The organism is Gordonia paraffinivorans (assembly GCF_900683595.1).
Taxonomy (GTDB): domain Bacteria; phylum Actinomycetota; class Actinomycetes; order Mycobacteriales; family Mycobacteriaceae; genus Gordonia; species Gordonia paraffinivorans.
Genome location: NZ_CAACYD010000003.1, coordinates 274,407 through 292,509 on the forward strand (window position 1 = coordinate 274,407; position 18,103 = coordinate 292,509).

10 protein-coding genes, 3 rRNA genes and 3 pseudogenes are annotated in these 18,103 nt (G+C 62.5%); 8 read left to right on the top strand and 8 right to left on the bottom strand.

Translation table 11 applies throughout. The features are described from left to right. Nucleotides 1-92 precede the first annotated feature (92 nt). Nucleotides 93-641, bottom strand: a pseudogene (locus E1P53_RS02115) (ISL3 family transposase); the annotation flags it as partial. 12 nt (nt 642-653) lie between these two features. Further along, nucleotides 654-1,646, bottom strand: a pseudogene (locus E1P53_RS02120) (IS110 family RNA-guided transposase); the annotation flags it as partial. Here E1P53_RS02120 and E1P53_RS02125 point away from each other — a divergent pair. The 5 genes and pseudogenes from E1P53_RS02125 to E1P53_RS02145 form a co-directional block, all read left to right on the top strand. Next, nucleotides 1,642-1,968 (top strand): annotated as a pseudogene (locus E1P53_RS02125) (integrase core domain-containing protein); the annotation flags it as partial. The pseudogenes E1P53_RS02120 and E1P53_RS02125 sit on opposite strands and share 5 nt — an antisense overlap. 212 nt (nt 1,969-2,180) lie before the next feature. Continuing rightward, complete coding sequence (locus tag E1P53_RS02130) at nt 2,181-2,930, top strand: alpha/beta fold hydrolase (protein ID WP_131733307.1); 750 nt, start codon at nt 2,181-2,183, stop codon at nt 2,928-2,930. An 8-nt stretch (nt 2,931-2,938) separates the two neighbouring features. Beyond that, nucleotides 2,939-3,715, top strand: a complete 777-nt coding sequence (locus tag E1P53_RS02135) for an acetoacetate decarboxylase family protein (protein WP_131733308.1) — start codon at nt 2,939-2,941, stop codon at nt 3,713-3,715. A gap of 147 nt (nt 3,716-3,862) precedes the next feature. Next, nucleotides 3,863-4,747: an alpha/beta fold hydrolase gene (locus tag E1P53_RS02140; RefSeq protein WP_131733309.1), complete on the top strand. Its 885-nt coding sequence runs from the start codon at nt 3,863-3,865 to the stop codon at nt 4,745-4,747. A 440-nt stretch (nt 4,748-5,187) separates the two neighbouring features. After that, nucleotides 5,188-6,498, top strand: coding sequence for an ISL3 family transposase (locus E1P53_RS02145; RefSeq protein WP_131733310.1), 1,311 nt, complete (start codon nt 5,188-5,190; stop codon nt 6,496-6,498). A 1-nt stretch (nt 6,499) separates the two neighbouring features. On the opposite strand, the gene E1P53_RS02150 is transcribed toward E1P53_RS02145, so the two are convergent. Next, nucleotides 6,500-7,099 carry a universal stress protein gene (locus E1P53_RS02150; RefSeq protein WP_131733311.1) on the bottom strand — a complete coding sequence of 200 codons (600 nt, stop codon included), beginning with the start codon at nt 7,097-7,099 and terminating at the stop codon, nt 6,500-6,502. Between the two features lie 166 nt (nt 7,100-7,265). Between E1P53_RS02150 and E1P53_RS02155 the strand changes: the two genes are divergently transcribed. Both E1P53_RS02155 and E1P53_RS02160 read left to right on the top strand, forming a co-directional pair. Then, nucleotides 7,266-8,450 carry a sensor histidine kinase gene (locus E1P53_RS02155; protein ID WP_006898752.1) on the top strand — a complete coding sequence of 395 codons (1,185 nt, stop codon included), beginning with the start codon at nt 7,266-7,268 and terminating at the stop codon, nt 8,448-8,450. Continuing rightward, nucleotides 8,447-9,133: a response regulator transcription factor gene (locus E1P53_RS02160; protein ID WP_131733312.1), complete on the top strand. Its 687-nt coding sequence runs from the start codon at nt 8,447-8,449 to the stop codon at nt 9,131-9,133. Before E1P53_RS02155 ends, E1P53_RS02160 begins: the two co-directional genes overlap by 4 nt. A gap of 22 nt (nt 9,134-9,155) precedes the next feature. Here E1P53_RS02160 and E1P53_RS02165 read toward each other — a convergent pair whose 3' ends face one another. Further along, nucleotides 9,156-10,388 carry a helix-turn-helix domain-containing protein gene (locus E1P53_RS02165; RefSeq protein WP_131733313.1) on the bottom strand — a complete coding sequence of 411 codons (1,233 nt, stop codon included), beginning with the start codon at nt 10,386-10,388 and terminating at the stop codon, nt 9,156-9,158. Nucleotides 10,389-10,558: 170 nt separating this feature from the next. Here E1P53_RS02165 and E1P53_RS02170 point away from each other — a divergent pair, with 170 nt between their 5' ends. Beyond that, nucleotides 10,559-12,397 (top strand): flavin-containing monooxygenase, encoded by a 1,839-nt coding sequence (locus E1P53_RS02170; protein ID WP_131733314.1) that lies wholly within the window; start codon nt 10,559-10,561, stop codon nt 12,395-12,397. 164 nt (nt 12,398-12,561) lie between these two features. Here the strand turns inward: E1P53_RS02170 and rrf are convergent. The 4 genes from rrf to E1P53_RS20560 form a co-directional block, all read right to left on the bottom strand. Beyond that, nucleotides 12,562-12,678: ribosomal RNA gene (gene rrf / locus E1P53_RS02175) — 5S ribosomal RNA — on the bottom strand. 112 nt (nt 12,679-12,790) lie between these two features. Then, a 23S ribosomal RNA gene (locus E1P53_RS02180) occupies nt 12,791-15,924 on the bottom strand. 465 nt (nt 15,925-16,389) lie between these two features. Next, nucleotides 16,390-17,914: ribosomal RNA gene (locus E1P53_RS02185) — 16S ribosomal RNA — on the bottom strand. Together the 16S, 23S and 5S rRNA genes form the textbook arrangement of a ribosomal RNA operon. Nucleotides 17,915-17,917: 3 nt before the next feature. Next, nucleotides 17,918-18,103: hypothetical protein (locus E1P53_RS20560; RefSeq protein WP_220398978.1), on the bottom strand; the 186-nt coding region annotated here is incomplete at its 5' end.

The following is an 18,103-nucleotide window of genomic DNA, read 5'->3' on the forward strand; positions in this document are numbered from 1 at the left end:
GGTGCCGACACGGCCCTGTCTCGACACCGCGGTCACCGACGGCCCACCGTGGTGTCAGGACCTCACCGTGGCGCAAACCGGCTCTTCCTGATTCAGAGTGCGTGCAAGCGTTCTGCCAGGCCGCCGGAGTGGATGAGTGACCGCAAGATGTAGTGGTTGAGGTTGCGGAAGCCGAGCGCGATCCCGCGTAGGTGTTCCAAGCGTCCGTTGATCGCTTCGACCGGGCCGTTGGAGGCACCGGTGTCGAAGTAGGCCAGGATCTCGGTCCGTCGAGCCCACAGCGAGCGGCCGAGTTGGGCGAGTTCGGCGAGTTCTTTCGGCACGCCGGTGTGGATGCGTTTGAGCAGCTTGTGCATCGCGATCTTCCCGTCACGCTTGTGCGGCTGGTCGTAGGCGTCAATCAGGTCCTGATAGACGGCGTAGGTGACCGCGACCGCCAGATGTTCCTCACGCGCTTGGAGGCCGTTGGTGATGCGGGTCTTCTGCTTGTCGGTCAACAAGCCGATTCGGGTGAGCAGGGGGCGGCGGATGCCGTAGAGCGGGTCCCCGCTACGGCCGCGGTGTCCGCACGTATCCTGTTGCACGCGTTGACGACACACCGTGAGCTTGTCGGCGGCCAAGTGCACCACATGAAACGGATCCTTCTATGTTTGTCAAGCGGGCATTGGGGCGGGTTCCGCAGCGCTGAGTGTTCGGTAGATTTGTCGGGCCAGGTACCGCTTGAGGCTTCGGCGGATCTCCTTGGTTGTGCGCCCCTCGAGGCGTCGCCGTTCGACGTATTCGCGGGTTTCTGGATCGTGTGTCATGCGGGTCAAGACCGCCATGTGCAGAGCGCGATTGAGTCGCCTGTCGCCGCCGCGATTGAGCCGGTGTCGAACGGTGTTCCCGGAGGATGCGGGGATAGGATTGACGCCTGCGAGGGAGGCGAACGCTGCCTCGGATCGCACTCTTCCGTGATGCGACCAGATGGTCAGGCAGACAGCGGCGGTCACGGGTCCGATGCCGATCTTATCCAGCAGTGAGGTGCCCTGGCTTGCCTTAACGAGCTCGGTCATCCGCGAGCTGTTGGCGGCGAGCTGTTCGTCGAGCTCGACCACTCGTTTGGCCAGGCGGATGGCTTCGAGGCGGGCGGTGGCCTCACCGAGGTCCTCATCGCGTGCACGCCACCGGGAGACGGCGAGGAGCTGCGTCCCAGTCAGTGCCCGGCGGGCGTCGATTCCGAGGTCGACGATGCGCAACAGCGCGATCAGCGCGTTGATGGTGGCGGTGCGCTCCGAGGTCATGTGGTCGCGGGCGGTCACGAGTACCCGCAGCGCCGCTCGCACGCCGTCTGCCATACGCGGACGGCGTAGCTGGTCGCACTCCAGAGCGAGCACTGCAGCGGCGATGCGATGAGCATCCAGCGGGTCGGACTTGCCCACCCCTCGATTGGCCCTCGTGTTCATCCGGGCTGCTTCAACGACCTCGAAGCCTGCCTGTTCGCAGGCCGCGGCAAGACCGGCACCGTAGGAGGCAACTCCCTCGATCACCCAGAGGGCGGACTGATCGCCGCCGGTGCGGCGGGTGGCCCACGAAATCGCGCGGGCCATCCCCGCGGCGGTCGTCGGGAACTGGGCGGTATCGATAACCTCACCAGTGGCAGCCGACCGTGGCGTCACCGTCGAGCGGGTCCTGTCTGACAACGGTTCGGCCTACAGATCCCACGCTTGGCGCGACACCTGCACCGACCTGGCGATCGTGCACAAGCGGACCCGCCCGTACCGACCACAGACCAACGGCAAGATTGAGCGCTTCCACCGCACCCTGGGCGACGGATGGGCCTACGCCCGGTTCTACGACTCAACCGACGCCCGCAACGAGCGACTTCCGCAGTGGTTGCACTTCTACAATCATCATCGAGCCCACTCCGCCCTCGGAGGCCAGCCACCAGTCACCCGACTGACCAACCTCCCTGGACATCACACCTAGTCGACAACCTCGATCGCCAAGGCCCAGGCGGCCTCCCGTGCGAGTTGGTAGATCTTCAACAGCCCCGGCAAAGCGACGTGTGAGTATGCCATCTCGGTCGCCATGCCCTCATCCGGGCCGAAGCCGCTAGAGCGAAGCGTGGACAACGTGTGATCCATCTCATATGATTAGTTTCAGACCGATCGATCGCTCGGTCTTATTTGGGAGGAAGCATGAGCCCATTTGTTGAGGGTTCCGGCGACATCCGTGTTCTCGTTCTGCACGGGTGGGCCTTGGACAGTGCGGTATGGGCGACTACGCGATTGGAGACCGACCTTGACCGGTTCACCTACGCGTATGTCGATTTCCCCGGGTACGGACCAAACCGTTCCGCCGCTGGGACACCTGCAGTCGGCATCGACGGCATGGCCGCAGCGGCGCTTGCAGCAGCTGACGTTCTTGGTTGGGAAACGTTCGAGGTTCTTGGTCACTCAATGGGTGGTGCGACTGCTCTTCGAGTGGCGACGATGGCGCCGGACCGGGTGAACTCAGTGGTCGCACTGACGCCCGTTTCAGCTTTCGGCACCCCGTTCGACGAGGCCACCTACGAGGGGTTCGTTTCCGCATACTCCGACCCGGGACCGACGTTGGGCGGGCTGGCTCCCCACCTGAGTAAAGCGCAGCTCCAGAACCTCGTGTCTCGATCGCAGACAGTTCTGGACCGGGATATATGGGAGGCGTACTTGGCGAATTGGAGCAGCGCCAGCTTTGGTCATGAGCTCTCCGGGTACTCCGGTCAGGTCATCCTCGCTTACGGGGATAGCGACCCCTTCGTCAACCATGCATACCTGCAAGAAACCGCTGCAGCACTGCCTCAGGGGTCGATGGTCGCCATCGAACGCGCCGGCCACTACCCGATGATCGAGACCCCAGTTCAGACGGTGCGGATCTGGGAAGACGCATTCAACGACACACAGAAGTGAGAACCACCATGACCAAAGTTCCTTACCGAGGCATGCCCCCCACTGTGTGGGCACCCGAGGCTCCGCAGCTCATCCGCGATGCACGCATGGTGATCGTGGGCTACCAGGCTGACCGGCAAGCACTGCAGGAGATTCTTCCCGCGGGCCTTGTTCCGCACGAGAACAACACTGTCCAAATGAACATGTACGACATCGAAGCCGACCAGAGCAGCGGTTTCGGAGGGTTCTCCCTGACGTACTTGACAGTGGAAATCGACGGTCACGATAGCTATGCAGCAGACGGTGCCATGACCATTCCGGGTCGCTACTTCGCGTACTACTGGAATAGCTCCCAGCGAGTCATCTCCTACGCCCGAGAGGCGGCTGGCATCCCAGCGATGCTCGGTACACGAACCGCCGAACAAACGGGGAGCACACTCACCTCTACCCTGAGCATCGACAACAGCCCCGCCATATCCGTATCGGCAAGCGTTACCGAAAATAACGTCGGAAACCTCGGCGGGCATCTGAACTACTACAGCCACCGCCAGATCCCAGAGCCGTTTGGTGGACATGCGGCCCTTAGCCAGCTCATCGAGCTACCTCTTCCCTTCACTGTCAAGCTCTTCGATGCGTCGGTTGATGACATCACCTTCTCGTTCCCCGACGGGCATCCCGCGGCCAGGCTTGCTCCGACTGACCCACTGAACATCACTTCACTGCTCTACGGCGACGTGACGTTCACATACTCAATGGGCCGAGTGATCCACGACTACCTAGCAGATGCCAATCCTGAGCAACTCTGAAAGAGCCTGACACATCCACTCCTGAGCACTTCCGAGCTTGCAGCCTGGCCTTCCTGCCACAGCGAACCGAGACACGTCTTCATTAGTGGAATCCGACATCCTTATACATTCCCAACCCCGGCGCCCTCTCCTCCCGAAAGGATCTTAATGACCACCAGAACTATCGATATCCCTCACCTGGGCGGCTCTACGATTGGCTACAAATTCGGGCGAGAATACGATCCCTCGCTGCCGACCATGGTGATGGTCAATTCGTTCACGACGTCCGTCGAGTTGTACCGCCCCCAGTTCGCGGACGCAGAGCTCAACGAGTCTATGAATTTGCTTGCCATCGAGCCGTACGGGCACGGCGCAACTCGAGCTAGTTACGGGCAATTCACCTACTGGGACAGCGCTATCGCGAACTTGCAGGTTCTTGAGGCACTGGGCATCAACCAGTCTTTCGCACTGGGGACCTCCCAGGGTGGATGGATCGTTACCCGCATGGCAATGCTCTCCCCGGAGACGATCCAGGGGATCGTAATCTTCGGCACCTCCATGGACTTCGAAAGCCAAGCAAGCAAAGACAGAGGGTGCTGGGACGGATCAGCATTCTGCAGCCCGTCCATTGATGCACTGTCGACGCCTGTCGACGACGACTGGATAGTAGACGATGACTTCGTTATCGCCGTCCTTGGCGCCGGTCTCGGCGAAAGCGTCTCCGACGAAGAACGAGACTTCTGGCTGGAAACCTACCGAGCAAACTACAGCGGCGACGACGGACGCCGCCGTCTTCGGACGAGCACGGTCAACCTTCGCGACCGTGATGGAATCGAAGCACGACTGAACGAAGTGACCTGTCCCGTTCTGTGGCTACAGGGCACCGCCGATCAGGTGTACTCCGTCACCAACGCCGAACATGGAATCTCACTGTTCACCCAGTCCCCCGCAGCTGAACTCCAAATCATTGAGGGAGGACAACATTTTCTGACCGCATCACACCCTGAAGTCGCCAACCACGCAGTGCGCACATTCGTCAACCGATGGACGTGAAGCAACCACTCGGCTAACGAGGCGATCTAGACTCCGGGAGCCCCGGATAGCTAAAGGACTCGGGGTGGGTTCCAGCCAGTTCAAGCACTACTAGCACCCACCCCGAAGTCCGACCCCCCCCGAGACTCCCCGAGAGTCGTGCCCCCCGGATCGAGAACGATCTTAGCCACGGTGGTCCTCGGAAGCCACGTGAGGCCCTACCGTCCCATCCCATCCCATCCGGCTAGAAAGTCACGTCGCACAGCGCTCGGCTTAGTGTCATGACTCCCGCCGATAACCGGCTCTTCCTGATTGACGGTGCGTGGAACAGGTTCTTGCGACCACAAGATGTAGGGGTGAGCAAGATCGCGGGGTGTGGGCGGTGAGCCTGGAGATATAGGCGGGTCCTGTGGTGTGAGGATGAAAGCTCTCACACCATCAGCCCGACACCGACAGGACCCATGTTGCAGCGTAGCGCGATTGCCGACACCATTTGCCGCACCATCGAGCTCGGGGTGACGATCACCGGTGCCGCCCTCGACGGCGAGGACCGCACCCACGTGTTCTGCGAGGTCCTGGAACCGACGAACACCTGTCCCGGATGCGGGCGGCCGGGACGACTGCGTGACCACATCGATCGTGAGGTTGCTGATCTGCCGATCGTGGGGCACCCGACCCGGCTGCATATCGCGGTGCCGCGCTATCTGTGCGACAACCCGGACTGTGCCACCACGATCTTTCGTGCCGACATCTCGACGATCGTGGCGCCGCGGGCACAGGTCACCCGCCGCACCACCACGTGGATTCTTCGGGCGATGATCGTCGACAAGATGTCGGTCAAGGCGGTCGCCGCTGCGATCGGGATGAGTTGGAACACCGTGAACACCCTTGCGTTGGACGCGGCCCGCTCGTTGGCGTCCGCGCCAGCCCGCCTGGACGGTGTGCGGGCCCTTGGGGTGGATGAGCACAAGTGGAAACACGTTCGCGGCAAGGGGGATTCGAGTTTCGTGACCGTGCTCGTCGACCTGACACCGATCGTGGACGGTACCGGGCCGGCACGTTTGTTGGACATGGTCGCCGGCCGTTCCAAGGCGGCGTTGAAGGATTGGCTGACCGCGCGCGATCCTGCGTTTCGTGACCGGATCAAGGTGGTGACGATGGACGGCTTCTCCGGGTATCGCACCGCGACCGCTGAAACCCTGGACAAGGCGCGTGCGGTGATGGATCCGTTTCATGTGGTGCACTTGGCCGCCGACAAGCTCACGGTGTGTCGTCAACGCGTGCAACAGGATACGTGCGGACACCGCGGCCGTAGCGGGGACCCGCTCTACGGCATCCGCCGCCCCCTGCTCACCCGAATCGGCTTGTTGACCGACAAGCAGAAGACCCGCATCACCAACGGCCTCCAAGCGCGTGAGGAACATCTGGCGGTCGCGGTCACCTACGCCGTCTATCAGGACCTGATTGACGCCTACGACCAGCCGCACAAGCGTGACGGGAAGATCGCGATGCACAAGCTGCTCAAACGCATCCACACCGGCGTGCCGAAAGAACTCGCCGAACTCGCCCAACTCGGCCGCTCGCTGTGGGCTCGACGGACCGAGATCCTGGCCTACTTCGACACCGGTGCCTCCAACGGCCCGGTCGAAGCGATCAACGGACGCTTGGAACACCTACGCGGGATCGCGCTCGGCTTCCGCAACCTCAACCACTACATCTTGCAGTCACTCATCCACTCCGGCGGCCTGGCAGAACGCTTGCACGCACTCTGAATCAGGAAGAGCCCGCAAACCCCTTCTCGGGCAGGACGAATGGCTCGACCCACCGGACGCCCCGCACGTCGGTCCGCGCAACGGCGGCGCGACGCCGGTGCGCGACGACCCCGTCGGTGACGAGCAGTTCGACGTCCTCGTCGAGCCGACGGGCGAGGCTGCGCGCCGCCCAGCCGGGTCGCCCGGAGGAGGTGCCGACGACGACGGCGCCGGCGTTCACGTCTCGCGCGGCGTCGCACAGAACCGTCGAGGGGTTCCCGACCCCGGAGCGCGTGAGCACCGTCCGCGCGCCGAGCCACAGCGCGAGCTCGCGCGCGGTCCGCAGGTGCTCGTCCACCACCGCCCGGCCGGTCACCAGGTAGGCCTCGTCCTTGAGTACGTCGGCGAACCCACCGGCCGCCTCCTCGCGGCGACGCGCGTACGCGCACACCAGGACCAGATCCGGGCCGCCCGCCCGCACCACCGCCTTGAGCGCCCGGCGCGAGGACTCGCTGCCGGAGATACCGACGACCACCGGTCGCCCGCCCGAGATGCCGTCCATGTGTGTCGGTGCCGTCGACGCGACCCACCGCGCGCCGCGAGGCCCCAGAATTCCCCTCATCGTCTCGTCCTCTCCTCGACTGGAAAACGTGCTGGTCACAACGCTATGGAGAGGAAGGCGCCGAATCACCATGCCGCGGGACGACCCCGTTTCCACCCTGGGGTGGAGACGGGAATCCACCGGCGGACGGAGGTCCGCGCCATCGCGGCGGACCTATCCTGGAACGGTGACGGGCTTCACAGCCGATCTGCGCCGACGGGTCGAACGCGCCGGTGGGGACTACCCACCGCTGTACCCGGCGGTCATCCTGTCGGCGAGCGCTCTCGTGACCGCGGTCTCCGCGCTGCAACGCCACTCCGCCGACGGCGCACTCGGGTGGGTGATCGCCGGTCTGGTCTTCGCACTCATCACCCTCGTGCTCGACCTGTCGCTGCCGCCGTCGTCGTATGCCTGCTTCGGTGTCATCACGAGCACCGTGTGCTTCCTGATGGTGCCGGTGCACACCGACGCCGCCCCGCTGCAGCTGGTCTTGATGGCCGCCATCGGCGCGGCGATGTACCCACTGCGCACCGGTCTGGTGGTGACCGCTGCGGCCATCGGCGTGCTGGTGGTGTTCGGAGTCTTCGGCGGCCTCGAATCGCCTGCGCTCTACGCGCTCGGTGTCGCGTGCGGATGGCTCGTCGGTTACATGGTGCTGATACAGAAGCGACTCGCCGACAACCGCGACCGCATCCTGCGGGAACGCGCCGACCGGGCCGCGAGCGACGAGCGACGCCGCATAGCCCGCGAGATCCACGACGTCATCGCCCACTCGCTGTCGATCACCATGCTCAACGTGACCGGCGCGCGACGCGCACTCGAGCAGGACCGCGACGTCGACGAGGCCGTCGAGGCGTTGTCGGATGCCGAGCGCCAGGGGCGGCAGGCGATGACCGAGATCCGCAGCATCGTGCACGTCCTCGGCGCGGAAGAGAACCGGAAGCCGACGGCGCCCCCGCCGGGTGCCGGAGACCTCGGGGCACTGCTCGACGACTACCGGAAGGCCGGCGTCCACATCTCGTCTCGTATCGACGGCGACCTCGCCGCACTGCCCGAACCGGTGTCGGCCGCTCTGTACCGGATCGCCCAGGAATCGCTGGCCAACGTCGTCAAACATTCGGAGGCCAAGCGCGCATCGGTGTCGGTCGCGGCCGGTGACCCGGTCACGATCGTCGTCTCCAACCCCGTCACGGGTTCCCGGCCCCGCCGGCACGACGGCACCGGCATCGCCGGCATGACACAGCGGGCGGCACTTCTCGGCGGACATCTCGAGACCGAGCACGGCCGCGGCACCTGGACCGTACGCGCCACGCTGCCGGCCCGTCTCGACACCTGCGCGCCGTCGCCACAGCGGGACGGGGCACGGCTGTGACCACGACCGCTCCCACCGATGCACCCGCCGCCCCCATCCGCGTGGTGCTCGTCGACGACCAGGAACTGATCCGCACCGGCCTGCGCCGCATCCTGCGACCCCGCGACGGCTTCGAGATCGTCGGCGAATGCGCCGACGGCTCGGAGGTGCTGCCGTGCGTGTCCGAACACCGACCGGACATCGTGGTGATGGACCTGCGGATGCGCGACGTCGACGGCATCACGGCCACCTCGCTGGTGCGGACGCTGCGCGAGCCACCGCCGGTGCTCGTACTCACCACATTCGACGACGATGACCTGCTGTCGGGCGCCCTCCGCGCCGGCGCCGCGGGCTTCATCCTGAAGGACTCCCCTGCCGAGGCGCTGATCTGGGCGGTGCGCGCGGTGGTCCGGGACGGAGCCTTCCTCGATCCGGCGGTGACCGGTCAGGTGCTCAACGGTTTTCGTCGGGCGGGCCGCGCGCGGACCGAGGTCGCGCCGGAACTGACCGATCGGGAGACCGACGTGCTACGACTCGTCGCACGCGGCCTGACCAACGCGGAGATCGGTGCAGCGCTGGGGATCTCGCAGGTGACGGTGAAGAGCCACATCAACCACATCTTCACCAAGCTCGACCTGCGGGACCGGGCGGCCGCGATCGTCTACGCCTTCGATCACGGCCTCGTACTGGCCGAACCCGAGTGACACCGGTGTTGCCCGGCGCCGGTCAGCGCGCCTGCACGTCGACCCCGTCGGCGAAACGATACGGTCCCGTCATCAGCAGGCCACCGAATCGTTTGCGCAGGCGCGACATCTCGGCGCGGACCGTGACCGTACGGTCGTCGACGCCGAACAGGTGTGTCGACAACCGGGCCGCGGTGGCCCCGTCGCGGTTGCGTGCGAGGAAGGAGAGGATCTCGCCGTGACGAGGCGAGCACCGGTGCGTCCATCCGCCGCTCGGTCCCTCGACGGCCACCTCGACGCATTCGGCTCCCGCCGCGGTCGTGATCGTCCGCAGGACGACGCGGGTCGTCGACATCCCTGTCGACTCCGCGACGCGCACCAGCCATCCACCCGGAAGGGCCTCGACGTCGCATTCGCCGAGCGCGCCGAAGAACCGCCGTCCCGGTCCCACTCCCCGCGGCAACAGCAGACGCGGCCGCGGCGACACCGCATCGACCGCCGCCACCCAGCCGTCGACGTCCACGGCGAGGGCCGGGCCCGGCGACCGGGCGAGAATCGGTGCGGCCACCGCTCGCAGACAGTCCAGACGCCGGTGGTGTTGCTCGCGTAACTGCGACTCGGCAAGCCGGGCCACCGCATGAACCAGGGCCAGCGTCGTCGGGTGGATCGTCGCCGCGGGGCCGGACACGTCGACCACGCCCAGGACGTCCCCGGTGCGTGGGTCGCGGATCGGGGCACCCGTGCACGTCCACGAGTGGTGGCTGCGGACGAAGTGCTCCGCGGAGAACACCTGGATGGAGCGCCCCGACACCAGCGCCGTGCCGATCGCGTTGGTTCCGACCGAGTTCTCGGCCCAGTCCGCCCCCTCGATGAAGCCCAGTTGATCCGCGCGGTTGAGCACCCGTGGCGATCCGCTGCGCCAGAGGACGCGGCCGGCGGCGTCGGCGATGACGAGGATGTTGTCGCCGCCGTCGATGAGCGAGTCGAGGTTGCGTGACAGGTCCTCGACGACCTCCGCGAGGCCCGACCGGCGGCGGCGCTCCTCGAGTTCGTCGAACTCCAGGAGGCGGTCGGCGCCGCAGTCGGTATCCGGATCGAGCCCGACCGCACGGAGGCGCTGCCACGAGTCGTCGATCACCGGGCGCGGCCGAGCAGGCATCCGGCCGCCCGACATCGCCGCGTCGTGCACGGCGGACAAGACGTGGGCGAACTCCCGGGGATCGTCACCCGCCTGTACCGCCGGCTCCAGCTCGGGCGCCTGATCGGAAATCGTCATCTCCACGATTGTGCGTCAAGTCACAGACCCGGGGCAATGCGCCCCGGCCTCGCAACGGGTTGCAACCCTTGCCGCCACCGGCTCACGGGGCGTCTGCTGGGCACACGAGATTGTGGTGCGCGTCACTCTCGACGCAATGGAAGCAGGCACCACCGAGATGAGGAGAGTCAATGACCCAGACGCTGGAACCGGTGGTCACCACCGGACGCACCCCGCAACAGCGGATCGACGCCTGGCTGGAGGAGTTCGAGACGGCGCTCGCCACCCTCGACATCGGACGTGCGACAAACGCATTCCTCACCGACAGCTACTGGCGCGACCTCACCGCGTTCACCTGGAACATCAAGACCGTCGAGGGCCACGAGCAGATCTCCGACATGCTCACCGCCCGACTCGCCGACACCCGCCCCTCGGGTTTCGGCACCACCGAACCGGCCACCGACGACGGCGACGACGTGGCATCGGCGTTCATCTCGTTCGAGACCGCGGTCGGACGCTGCGAGGGCCACGTCCGGATCCGCCCGGACGACAACGGGGTCGACAAGGCGTGGACCCTGCTGACGACCATGCAGGAACTCAAGGGCTTCGAGGAGAAACGGGGTGCGACCCGACCGCTCGGAGCCGTGCACGGTTCCGACCCCGACACCCGATCGTGGGCAGAGAAGAAGGCCGACGAGGAACGCGACCTCGGGCGTGGGACGCAACCCTACGTCCTCGTGATCGGTGGTGGCCAGGGCGGGATCGCCCTCGGCGCGCGCCTGCGTCAACTCGGTGTTCCCTCGATCGTCGTCGACCGCCACGACCGCCCGGGCGACCAGTGGCGCAAGCGGTACAAGTCGCTGTGCCTGCACGACCCGGTCTGGTACGACCACCTCCCCTACCTGCCCTTCCCGGACAACTGGCCGGTGTTCGCGCCCAAGGACAAGATCGGCGACTGGCTGGAGTTCTACACGAAGGTCATGGACGTGCCGTACTGGTCGAGGACGACGTGCTTATCGGCGGCCTACGACGAGACCGCGGGCCGATGGACCGTCGAGATCGACCGAGACGGTGAGCGGATGACCCTCTATCCGACCCAGCTGGTCCTCGCGACCGGCATGTCGGGCAAGCCCAACATCCCGACGGTGCCCGGTCAGGACGTCTTCGCCGGCGAGCAGCACCACTCGAGTCAACATCCCGGCCCCGACGACTACGCCGGCAAGAAGGTCGTGGTGATCGGTTCCAACAACTCCGCGCACGACATCTGCAAGGCCCTCGTCGACAACGGCATCGACACCACGATGGTCCAGCGATCGTCGACACACATCGTGAGGTCCGACTCATTCCGGGAGATCGCCCTCGGCGGCCTCTACAGCGAGGAGGCCGTACAGTCCGGGATGACCACGAAGAAGGCGGATCTCACGCTCGCGTCCCTGCCGTACCGGATCATGCACGAGTTCCAGATCCCGATCTACGACCAGATCCGTGAGAAGGACAAGGACTTCTACGATCGCCTGGAGAAGGCCGGCTTCAAGCTCGACTTCGGCGACGACGACTCCGGCCTGTTCATGAAGTACCTCCGTCGCGGCTCCGGCTACTACATCGACGTGGGCGCCAGCGAACTGATCGCGAACGGGACGATCAAGCTCGTGCAGGGCCAACTCGACCACCTGACCGAGAACACGGTCGTCCTCGCCGACGGCACGGAACTCGAGGCCGATGTCGTCGTGTATGCCACCGGGTTCGGCTCCATGAACGGTTGGGCCGCCGATCTGATGGGGCAGGAGGTCGCCGACCGGGTCGGAAAGGTCTGGGGACTGGGCTCCGACACCACCAAGGACCCGGGTCCGTGGGAAGGCGAACTGCGCAACATGTGGAAGCCCACGCAGCAACCCGGATTGTGGTTCCACGGCGGAAATCTCCATCAGTCCCGCCACTATTCGCTGTATCTCGCTCTCCAGCTGAAGGCCAGGTACGAGGGGCTCGACACCCCGGTCTACGGACTCGGCGAGGTCCACCACCTGAGCTGACAGCAGCCGGCAGCGCAAACGAGAAATGCCCCGCGACACCGTGGTCGCGGGGCATTTCCCTATGTCGAGAATGGAGAGGTCAGAGCATGTGTCTGAATAGCCATGTGTCTGAATAGCACTGTGGCCCTTCACCGAATGGGTGAAGGGCCACAGTGGGAAGTTGTGTTCGGCGGTGTCCTACTCTCCCACACTGGTTAAGGTGCAGTACCATCGGCGCTGGAGGGCTTAGCTTCCGGGTTCGGAATGGGGCCGGGCGTTTCCCCTCCGCTATGGCCGCCGTAACTCTGTGAAACAACCACAACAGTTGTTTGTTTGTGTTGTGTGTTGTCTCAGAAGATGCATAGTGGATGCGAACACTGTTCAGACTTTTGTGTCTGGTGGTGTTGTGGTGTTGTTGGTAAGTCCTCGGCCGATTAGTACCAGTCACCTGAACACATTGCTGTGCTTACAGTTCTGGCCTATCAACCCCATGATCTGTGGGGGGCCTTAACCCCGCTGAGGGGGTGAGAAACCTCATCTTGGAACAGGCTTCCCGCTTAGATGCTTTCAGCGGTTATCCCTTCCGAACGTAGCTAACCAGCGGTGCCCCTGGCGGGACAACTGGCACACCAGAGGTTCGTCCGTCCCGGTCCTCTCGTACTAGGGACAGGTTTCCTCAAGTTTCTTACGCGCGCGGCGGATAGAGACCGAACTGTCTCACGACGTTCTAAACCCAGCTCGCGTGCCGCTTTAATGGGCGAACAGCCCAACCCTTGGGACCTACTCCAGCCCCAGGATGCGACGAGCCGACATCGAGGTGCCAAACCATCCCGTCGATATGGACTCTTGGGGAAGATCAGCCTGTTATCCCCGGGGTACCTTTTATCCGTTGAGCGACACCGCTTCCACTTGCCGGTGCCGGATCACTAGTCCCGACTTTCGTCCCTGCTCGACATGTACGTCTCACAGTCAAGCTCCCTTGTGCACTTACACTCAACACCTGATTGCCAACCAGGCTGAGGGAACCTTTGGGCGCCTCCGTTACCTTTTAGGAGGCAACCGCCCCAGTTAAACTACCCACCAGGCACTGTCCCTGAACCCGATCAGGGTCCGAGGTTAGAAGTCCAATACGATCAGAGTGGTATTTCAACAACGACTCCACCAACACTGGCGTGCCGGCTTCACAGTCTCCCACCTATCCTACACAAACCGTACCGAACACCAATACCAAGCTATAGTGAAGGTCCCGGGGTCTTTTCGTCCTGCCGCGCGTAACGAGCATCTTTACTCGTACTGCAATTTCGCCGAGTCTGTGGTTGAGACAGCAGAGAAGTCGTTACGCCATTCGTGCAGGTCGGAACTTACCCGACAAGGAATTTCGCTACCTTAGGATGGTTATAGTTACCACCGCCGTTTACTGGGGCTTAAATTCTCAGCTTCGCGGACGAATCCACTAACCGGTCCTCTTAACCTTCCAGCACCGGGCAGGCGTCAGTCCGTATACATCGTCTTACGACTTCGCACGGACCTGTGTTTTTAGTAAACAGTCGCTTCTCTCTGGTCTCTGCGACCCACACCAGCTCCCACCGCAAGGGTGTTCACCAGCCTGGGTCCCCCTTCTCCCGAAGTTACGGGGGCATTTTGCCGAGTTCCTTAACCACAGTTATCTCGATCGCCTTAGTATTCTCTACCTGACCACCTGTGTCGGTTTGGGGTACGGGCCGTGTACCAACTCGCTAGAGGCTTTTCTCGGCAGCATAGGATCATGGAATTCGCCTCAACGGCTACGCATCACCTCTCAGGCATCACGAGACACGGATTTGCCTATGCCTCGCCCTACAGGCTTACACCAGTACAACCACTAACTGGCCCCACTACCTTCCTGCGTCACCCCATCGCTTGCCTACTACCAGCCGAGGTCCCACGCATCACCCCACCGGGCACCCGAAGGCGCCTCGGAAAGGATCTGGATGGTTAGTACAACTGATTCAGCATGGGCGCGGATACACGGGTACGGGAATATCAACCCGTTGTCCATCGACTACGCCTGTCGGCCTCGCCTTAGGTCCCGACTCACCCTGGGCGGATTAGCCTGGCCCAGGAACCCTTGGTCATCCGGCGGCAGAGTTTCTCACTCTGCTTTCGCTACTCATGCCTGCATTCTCACTCCCACACCCTCCACCACTAGATCACTCTGTGGCTTCCACGGATGCAGGACGCTCCCCTACCCACCCACACACCTGGCCGGCCCTCCGTAGAGAACCGACAAGCTAACGTGTGAGTGCCGCGGCTTCGGCGGTGTACTTGAGCCCCGCTACATTGTCGGCGCAGGACCACTTGACCAGTGAGCTATTACGCACTCTTTCAAGGGTGGCTGCTTCTAAGCCAACCTCCTGGTTGTCTTCGCGACCCCACATCCTTTTCCACTTAGTACACGCTTAGGGGCCTTAGCCGGCGATCTGGGTTGTTTCCCTCTCGACTACGAACCTTATCGCCCGCAGTCTCACTGCCACACTCTCACTTACCGGCATTCGGAGTTTGGCTGACGTCAGTAACCCTGTGGGGCCCATCGGCCATCCAGTAGCTCTACCTCCGGTAAGAAACATGTGACGCTGCACCTAAATGCATTTCGGGGAGAACCAGCTATCACGGAGTTTGATTGGCCTTTCACCCCTACCCACAGCTCATCCCCTCCATTTTCAACTGAAGTGGGTTCGGGCCTCCACGACGTCTTACCGTCGCTTCACCCTGGCCATGGGTAGATCACTCCGCTTCGGGTCTAGACCCGGCGACTCAAACGCCCTATTCAGACTCGCTTTCGCTACGGCTACCCCACACGGGTTAACCTCGCCACCGAGCACTAACTCGCAGGCTCATTCTTCAAAAGGCACGCCATCACCCACCCTCCAAAGGAGGCACAGGCTCTGACGGATTGTAAGCGTCCGGTTTCAGGTACTATTTCACTCCCCTCCCGGGGTACTTTTCACCTTTCCCTCACGGTACTAGTCCGCTATCGGTCACCAGGAAGTATTCAGGCTTACCGGGTGGTCCCGGCAGATTCACAGCAGATTCCACGAGCCCGCTGCTACTTGGGAGAACATCACGCAAGACCATGTGCTTTCAGCTACCGGACTCTCACCGTCTACGGCAGACCATTCCAGGCCACTTCACCTAACACACAGTTTTCTGACTCACGCTTCCACAGGTAGATGGAAGAAGATGAACCCCACAACCCCACACGCACAACCCCTACCCGGTATCACATGCGCATGGTTTAGCCTCCTCCGCTTTCGCTCGCCACTACTCACGGAATCACTATTGTTTTCTCTTCCTATGGGTACTGAGATGTTTCACTTCCCCACGTTCCCCCCACACAGCCTATACATTCAGCTGGTGGTAACACGACATCACTCGTGCTGGGTTTCCCCATTCGGACACCCTCGGATCACAGCTCGTTTGACAACTCCCCGAGGACTATCGCGGCCTACCACGTCCTTCATCGGCTCCTGGTACCAAGGCATCCACCGAACGCCCTTACACACTTACAACAACACCTACAAACAACCCCCCACACACAGAACCACAAAGGGCCCTGCACACGAGGATCGAATGTAGACATCACCAAAAACTCAAAAGTTTTCTGCTCAATCACACACCAACAACACCAGCCACCCCCACAAGGGGCCGCCAGCCTTGCCGGCGCGAAATAAAGATGCTCGCATCCACTATGCACTTCTCAAACAACACACACCGCACCCAGCTGCATGCCTCCGCGCCCCACCACAGGACACCTCACCGACACACACCCGATCTGCAGCTCAGAGGAAAACGTGTGTTCCCTCAGAACCCCGATAGTGTGACGATCAACCCGCCGGCCTCACGACCTCAGCGGCAACCCAGATGTTTCGTCAGGCGACGAAACCCACAGGCTGTGTCTGATGTTTCACCCTCGAACACACACACGCCGCACAGACATACGCCGGCAGAAACGTGTGATGTTGTGTGCTCCTTAGAAAGGAGGTGATCCAGCCGCACCTTCCGGTACGGCTACCTTGTTACGACTTCGTCCCAATCGCCGATCCCACCTTCGACAGCTCCCTCCCACAAGGGGTTAGGCCACCGGCTTCGGGTGTTACCGACTTTCATGACGTGACGGGCGGTGTGTACAAGGCCCGGGAACGTATTCACCGCAGCGTTGCTGATCTGCGATTACTAGCGACTCCGACTTCATGGGGTCGAGTTGCAGACCCCAATCCGAACTGAGACTGGCTTTAAGGGATTCGCTCCACCTCACGGTATCGCAGCCCTCTGTACCAGCCATTGTAGCATGTGTGAAGCCCTGGACATAAGGGGCATGATGACTTGACGTCATCCCCACCTTCCTCCGAGTTGACCCCGGCAGTCTCCTGCAAGTCCCCGCCATTACGCCGCTGGCAATACAGGACAAGGGTTGCGCTCGTTGCGGGACTTAACCCAACATCTCACGACACGAGCTGACGACAGCCATGCACCACCTGTCTACCAGCCACAAGGGAAGCCCCATCTCTGGAGCGGTCCGGTAGATGTCAAACCCAGGTAAGGTTCTTCGCGTTGCATCGAATTAATCCACATGCTCCGCCGCTTGTGCGGGCCCCCGTCAATTCCTTTGAGTTTTAGCCTTGCGGCCGTACTCCCCAGGCGGGGTACTTAATGCGTTAGCTACGGCACGGAACCCGTGAAAAGAGTCCCACACCTAGTACCCACCGTTTACGGCGTGGACTACCAGGGTATCTAATCCTGTTCGCTCCCCACGCTTTCGCTCCTCAGCGTCAGTTACTACCCAGAGACCCGCCTTCGCCACCGGTGTTCCTCCTGATATCTGCGCATTTCACCGCTACACCAGGAATTCCAGTCTCCCCTGTAGTACTCAAGTCTGCCCGTATCGCCTGCACGCCTACAATTGAGTTGCAGAATTTCACAGACGACGCGACAAACCGCCTACGAGCTCTTTACGCCCAGTAATTCCGGACAACGCTCGCACCCTACGTATTACCGCGGCTGCTGGCACGTAGTTGGCCGGTGCTTCTTCTCCAGGTACCGTCACTCACGCTTCGTCCCTGGTGAAAGAGGTTTACAACCCGAAGGCCGTCATCCCTCACGCGGCGTCGCTGCATCAGGCTTGCGCCCATTGTGCAATATTCCCCACTGCTGCCTCCCGTAGGAGTCTGGGCCGTGTCTCAGTCCCAGTGTGGCCGATCACCCTCTCAGGTCGGCTACCCGTCGTCGCCTTGGTAGGCCATTACCCCACCAACAAGCTGATAGGCCGCGGGCCCATCCTGAACCGCAAAAGCTTTCCACCAACCCCCATGCGAGAGAAAGTGAATATCCGGTATTAGACCCAGTTTCCCAGGCTTATCCCAGAGTCCAGGGCAGATCACCCACGTGTTACTCACCCGTTCGCCACTCGAGTACCCAGCAAGCTGGGCCTTTCCGTTCGACTTGCATGTGTTAAGCACGCCGCCAGCGTTCGTCCTGAGCCAGGATCAAACTCTCCATGAAAACCTAGCAAAACAACCAACCCACAAGAGCCGGCGTTTCAACACTAGAAGACCAGGAAAGAAAACCTGACCAATCCAAAAACCAGCTCACGCCACCCAGACGGGGCCAGATGACATGAACAAAAAAATACATCAACATTCGTAAAGAATGCTCGATGCCAAAAACGGCATCAGACAATCCATCATCACA

Excerpts from the sequence above, each read along its gene's own strand:
- E1P53_RS02130 (WP_131733307.1), top strand. The coding sequence starts at position 2,181 with ATGAGCCCATTTGTTGAGGGTTCCGGCGACATCCGTGTTCTCGTTCTG.
- E1P53_RS02135 (WP_131733308.1), top strand. The coding sequence starts at position 2,939 with ATGACCAAAGTTCCTTACCGAGGCATGCCCCCCACTGTGTGGGCACCC.
- E1P53_RS02140 (WP_131733309.1), top strand. The coding sequence starts at position 3,863 with ATGACCACCAGAACTATCGATATCCCTCACCTGGGCGGCTCTACGATT.
- E1P53_RS02145 (WP_131733310.1), top strand. The coding sequence starts at position 5,188 with ATGTTGCAGCGTAGCGCGATTGCCGACACCATTTGCCGCACCATCGAG.
- E1P53_RS02150 (WP_131733311.1), bottom strand. The coding sequence starts at position 7,099 with ATGAGGGGAATTCTGGGGCCTCGCGGCGCGCGGTGGGTCGCGTCGACG.
- E1P53_RS02165 (WP_131733313.1), bottom strand. The coding sequence starts at position 10,388 with ATGACGATTTCCGATCAGGCGCCCGAGCTGGAGCCGGCGGTACAGGCG.
- E1P53_RS02170 (WP_131733314.1), top strand. The coding sequence starts at position 10,559 with ATGACCCAGACGCTGGAACCGGTGGTCACCACCGGACGCACCCCGCAA.